The 4,989-nt window shown below is 64.5% G+C and carries 5 protein-coding genes; 2 read left to right on the forward strand and 3 right to left on the reverse strand.

The genetic code is table 11. The annotated features are described in order from the left end of the window. Positions 1-214, reverse strand: a 214-nt coding sequence (locus JOZ76_RS31555; RefSeq protein WP_291705306.1) for a hypothetical protein, incomplete at its 3' end; no start/stop codon positions are given. A 191-nt stretch (positions 215-405) separates the two neighbouring features. On the opposite strand from JOZ76_RS31555, the gene pcaF reads away from it, so the two are divergent. Continuing rightward, a complete protein-coding gene (pcaF, locus tag JOZ76_RS31560; RefSeq protein WP_291705307.1) occupies positions 406-1,614 on the forward strand; it encodes a 3-oxoadipyl-CoA thiolase in 1,209 nt (402 codons plus the stop codon). Positions 1,615-1,749: 135 nt separating this feature from the next. After that, a complete protein-coding gene (locus JOZ76_RS31565) occupies positions 1,750-2,643 on the forward strand; it encodes a dioxygenase family protein (RefSeq protein WP_291705308.1) in 894 nt (297 codons plus the stop codon). 214 nt (positions 2,644-2,857) lie between these two features. Here the strand turns inward: JOZ76_RS31565 and JOZ76_RS31570 are convergent, their stop codons facing one another. Further along, on the reverse strand, positions 2,858-4,417 hold the full coding sequence (locus tag JOZ76_RS31570; protein WP_291705309.1) for an MDR family MFS transporter: 1,560 nt from the start codon (positions 4,415-4,417) through the stop codon (positions 2,858-2,860). A gap of 8 nt (positions 4,418-4,425) precedes the next feature. Further along, positions 4,426-4,989 (reverse strand): HlyD family secretion protein (locus JOZ76_RS31575; protein WP_291705310.1); only part of this gene is annotated, 564 nt, incomplete at its 5' end.

Genomic DNA, 4,989 nt, shown 5'->3' on the forward strand with positions numbered 1-4,989 from the left:
CGCGCTTGGTCAGCACGATGCCGAGCGCCTTCGAGGCGTTCTCGGCATCTTCGAAGAACAGTTCGTAGAAATCGCCCATGCGATAAAACAGCAGGAGGCCGGGATGCGCGGCCTTGATTTCGAGATACTGCTCCATCATCGGCGTGATGCGATGAGGCGCCTCAGTCGCAGTCTCCGGCGACGGAGGGATGGGAATGGATTGCGGGATCGTCATGGGACGCGCAACCTACAGAATTCCGCCAGCTCCTCCTATGACCTTGCGCCGTTTTCCACGTTCACCAGCCATGCAAATCCCCATGCAAAAGCCGCTTTCGCGTCGATTGACCTGTTCCCGCCGCGCTCCTAAAACTCGCGGTCAATTCCTCATCAATTCAAGCCGTGACACGGCCGCCAGGGAGAAAACCGATGCGTGATGTGTTCATCTGTGATGCCGTGCGCACCCCGATCGGCCGGTTCGGCGGGTCGCTGGCAAAAGTGCGCGCCGACGATCTGGCGGCAGCTCCCATCAAGGCCCTGATGGCGAAACATCCGCAGCTCGATTGGGCCGCGCTCGACGAGGTGTTTTTCGGCTGCGCCAACCAGGCCGGCGAGGTCAATCGCAACGTCGCCCGCATGGCGCTGCTGCTGGCGGGCATCCCGGACAGCGTTCCCGGCCAGACCCTCAACCGCCTCTGCGCCTCCGGCCTCGACGCGGTCGGCGCGGCAGGCCGCGCGATCAGATCGGGCGAGATCGAGTTCGCCATCGCCGGCGGCGTCGAGTCGATGACGCGGGCGCCGTTCGTGATGGGCAAGGCGGCGGAAGCGTTTTCCCGTTCGGCCGAGATTTTTGACACCACGATCGGCTGGCGCTTCATCAATCCGCTGATGAAGGCGCAATATGGCGTCGATTCCATGCCGGAGACCGGCGAGAACGTCGCCGAGGAATTCCAGGTCTCGCGCGCCGACCAGGATGCGTTCGCGATCCGCTCGCAGCAGCGCGCCGGGAACGCGATTGCGGCGGGCTATTTCGCCGAAGAAATCACGCCGGTCTCGGTAGGAGGCGGCAAGGCGGGGCCGATCACCGTCGACAGGGACGAGCATCCGCGCCCGGAGACGACGCTGGAAGGGCTCGCCAAGCTGAAGCCGATCGTGCGCAATCCCGGCACGGTGACGGCGGGCAATGCGTCAGGCGTCAATGACGGTGCGGCCGCGATGATTTTGGCCTCCGAGGCCGCCGTGAAGCGGCATCGTCTGACTCCGCGGGCAAAGATTCTCGGGCTTGCATCCGCGGCCGTGCCGCCGCGCATCATGGGCATCGGACCGGTGCCGGCGACGCGCAAGCTGATGGAGCGGCTCGGCCTCAAGATCAGCGATTTCGACCTGATCGAGCTGAACGAAGCCTTTGCCTCGCAGGGCATCGCCTGCCTGCGCCAGCTCGGTGTCGCGGAGGATGCCGATTTCGTCAATCCGCATGGCGGTGCGATCGCGCTCGGCCATCCCCTGGGGATGAGCGGCGCGCGGCTCGCGCTGACTGCGGTGCACGGCATGGAAAGGCACGGCGGCAAGCGCGCGCTCGCCACGATGTGCGTCGGCGTCGGCCAGGGTGTCGCGATGGCGATCGAGAAGCTGAATTAGGCCGTCATTGCGAGGCGCGAAGCGCCGAAGCAATCCAGACTGTTTCCGGGGCGGCATTCTGGATTGCTTCGTTTCGCTCGCAATGACGGAGCAACGCGGATGGGCCGCTTCCTGCGATGAAATGGAGAGCACAACATGATCATCGAGCGCGAGCAGGATGTCACGGCGGCGGCCCTCGCGGTCATGGCCCAGACCTCAGACCCGCGCCTCGGCGCGATCATGGTGTCGCTCATAAAGCACCTGCACGGCTTCGTCCGCGATGTCCGCCTGACCGAAGCCGAATTTCGCGAGGCCTGTGCGATCCTGATCGAGCTCGGCAAGCGCTCCACCGACACGCATAACGAGGCAGTGCTGATGGCCGGCTCACTCGGCGTCTCCTCGCTGGTCTGCCTGCTCAACAATGGCGATCAGGGCAATACCGAGACCGACCAGTCGCTGCTCGGCCCGTTCTGGCGCTTGAACTCGCCGCGAACGGAGAACGGCGGGTCGATCGTGCGATCCGAGACGCCGGGGCCTGCGCTGTTCGTCACCGGCAGGGTCGTGGACGGCAGCGGCAAACCGATCGGGGGCGCAGAGGTCGACATCTGGCACGCCTCGCCGGTCGGCTATTACGAGAACCAGGATCCCGACCAGGCCGACATGAATCTGCGCGGCAAATTTTTAACCGATGACGAGGGCCGCTTTGCCTTCCGCTCGGTCATGATGGTCGGTTATCCCATTCCGACCGATGGCGTGGTCGGGCGGCTGCTCAAGGCGCAGAGCCGGCACCCCTATCGCCCGGCGCACCTGCACGCGCTGATCTTCAAGGCGGGATTCAAGGTGCTGATCTCGCAGGTCTACAATCCCGCCGATCCGCATATCGGCAGCGACGTGCAGTTCGGCGTGACAAAAGCGCTGCTCGGCAATTTCGTGCGCCATGACGAGCCGCATCTGAACGCGCCTGACGTCGCCGCGCCCTGGTATTCGCTCGATCATCTCTACCGGATGGAGCGGGGCGAGGCGGTGCTGCCACGCCCGCCGATCAAGTAACGCCAACGAACGCTGGCCACCGACCTTTTCCACTTCGTCATGGCCGGGCTTGTACGGGCTTGGCCCGGGCATCCACGCTTGTCGTCATTCCGGGGCGCGCGAAGGGCGAACCCGGAATCTCGAGATTCCGGTTTCGATGCTTCGCATCGCCCGGGAACGACGGTGCGACAAATCGTGGATGGCCGGGTCAGGGCCGGCCATAATGGCGGGAAGCCTACTCAATGACAGCGTGTTCCGGCCCGGCGGCCTGCTTGCGCAGGCTCGCCTTGGTCGAGCCGATCATGATCGCGAGCGGGACCGAGCAGAGGATGAACAGCATCACGAGCTGGTAGTCCTGCGAGAAGGCGATGATCTGCGCCTGCACGTTGACCATGGCATCCGCCATGGCGCGGCCGGTGTCGGTGTTCATGTTGATCATACCGGCCACGTCAGGCATCTGCATCGCGTGATTGAACGGGGTGACGTGCTCGACCAGGATCGCATGGATGCGGCGCGAGCCTTCGGTGAGCTGCGCGATCACGATGGAAATGCCGGCGGAGCTTGCGATGTTGCGCATCAAGGTCAGCATCGCGGTGCCGTCGGTGCGCAGACCGCCCGCCAACGTCAGGAACGACACCGTCGAGAGCGGCACGAAGACGAGGCCGAAACCAAAGCCCTGGATGATGCTTAAGCTCACGATTTCGGTCGCGCCGGTCTGGTCGGTCCAGCCGGTCATCTCGAACAGCGAGAACGCCGTCAGCAAAAGGCCGGAGACGATCAGCGTGCGCGCCTCGAACAAGCGCATCATGCGCCCGACCAGCATCATTGCGACGAAGGTGCCGCAGCCGCGGCTCGCCAGCAGCACGCCCGCGGTGATGATCGGGTAGCCGATCACGTTCTGCAGGTACGGCGAGGCGAGCGCCATGGTGGAATAGAGCACGAGGCCCATGACGGCCATGAAGATGCAACCGGTGACGAAATTGCGGTCCTTGAACAGGCCGAACTGGATGAACGGATTCTGCGTCGTGAAGGAATGCGCGAGGAAATAGTAGAAGCCCACGGCCGAAATGATGAATTCGGCGATGATCTCGTTCGACTCGAGCCAGCCGAGCTGCTCGCCGCGATCGAGCGCGAGTTGCAGCGAGCCGATCGCGACCGCGAGCGCGGCGAAGCCGAACCAGTCGAATTTCAGCGAAAGGTTCTGCTTCGTCTCGTCCATGAAGATGATGAGACCGAGCACGGTGATGAAGCCGAACGGCAGGTTGACGAAGAACACCCAGTGCCAGGAATAGGTTTCGGTCAGCCAGGCGCCGAGCGACGGCCCCATGATCGGGCCCATCATGACGCCCATGCCCCAGATCGACATGGCCTTGGCACGTTCCTGCAAGCTGTAGGAATCCAGCATCACCGCCTGCGACAGCGGCACCAGCGCCGCACCGAACACCCCCTGCAGCAGGCGGAACAGCACCATCTGGTTGATGTCCTGCGCGAGCCCGCACAGCACGGAGGCGATGGTGAAGCCCGCGGAGCAGATGATGAAGATGCGCTTGCGCCCGAACCGGTTGGCGATCCAGCCCACCGGCGCGGTCATGATCGCGGCGGCGACGATGTAGGAGGTCAAGACCCAGTTGATCTGGTCCTGCGAGGCCGACAGCGTGCCCTGCATGTAGGGCAGCGCGACATTGGCGATCGTGGTGTCGAGCGCCTGCATGATGGTCGCGGTCATGGCGCAGATCGTCACCATGTTCCGCCGCAGACCGGGAACCATGCTGGGCGCTGGCGCGGCAGTCGACATCGGCAGGGTTACTCCTGGCTCGCCGCTGCCGGCGCGAGCCCAAGCAGGCCCGCCAGCGTGCGGCGATGGCCGGTATCAACCGTGGCATAGACGCTCATGCCGGCCTTCAGCCTGGCGACGTAGGGATCGTTCTGGTCAAAGTAGATCCGCACCGGGACGCGCTGCACCACTTTCACGAAATTGCCGGTCGCGTTCTGCGGCGGCAGGATCGCGAATTGCGCGCCGGTGCCGGGCGAGAGCGAGCCGACCGTGCCCTTGAACAGATGGCTCGGGAACGCGTCGACCTCGAGCGTGACCGGCTGGCCGACCGCGACATAGGTGAAATCGCTTTCCTTCGGATTGGCGTCGACCCATGGATGGGTAACATCGATGACGGAGAACACCGGCGTCCCGGCCGCGACGAAGCGGCCGAGCTGGATCTGGTCGACCTGGGTCGCGATCCCGGCCATCGGCGCGCGCATCTCGGTATGGTCGAGATTGCGCTCGGCCTGCTCCAGCGCCGCCTTGGCCTGGGCATAGGGCGGAAACTCCTCCAGCGGCAGGTTGGGATTGCCGAGCAGCTGGGTCTTGGC

Source organism: Bradyrhizobium sp., assembly GCF_019244115.1.
Classification (GTDB): domain Bacteria; phylum Pseudomonadota; class Alphaproteobacteria; order Rhizobiales; family Xanthobacteraceae; genus Bradyrhizobium.

Coding starts and splice junctions, on each gene's coding strand:
- pcaF (WP_291705307.1), top strand. CDS start 406: ATGCGTGATGTGTTCATCTGTGATGCCGTGCGCACCCCGATCGGCCGG.
- JOZ76_RS31565 (WP_291705308.1), top strand. CDS start 1,750: ATGATCATCGAGCGCGAGCAGGATGTCACGGCGGCGGCCCTCGCGGTC.
- JOZ76_RS31570 (WP_291705309.1), bottom strand. CDS start 4,417: ATGTCGACTGCCGCGCCAGCGCCCAGCATGGTTCCCGGTCTGCGGCGG.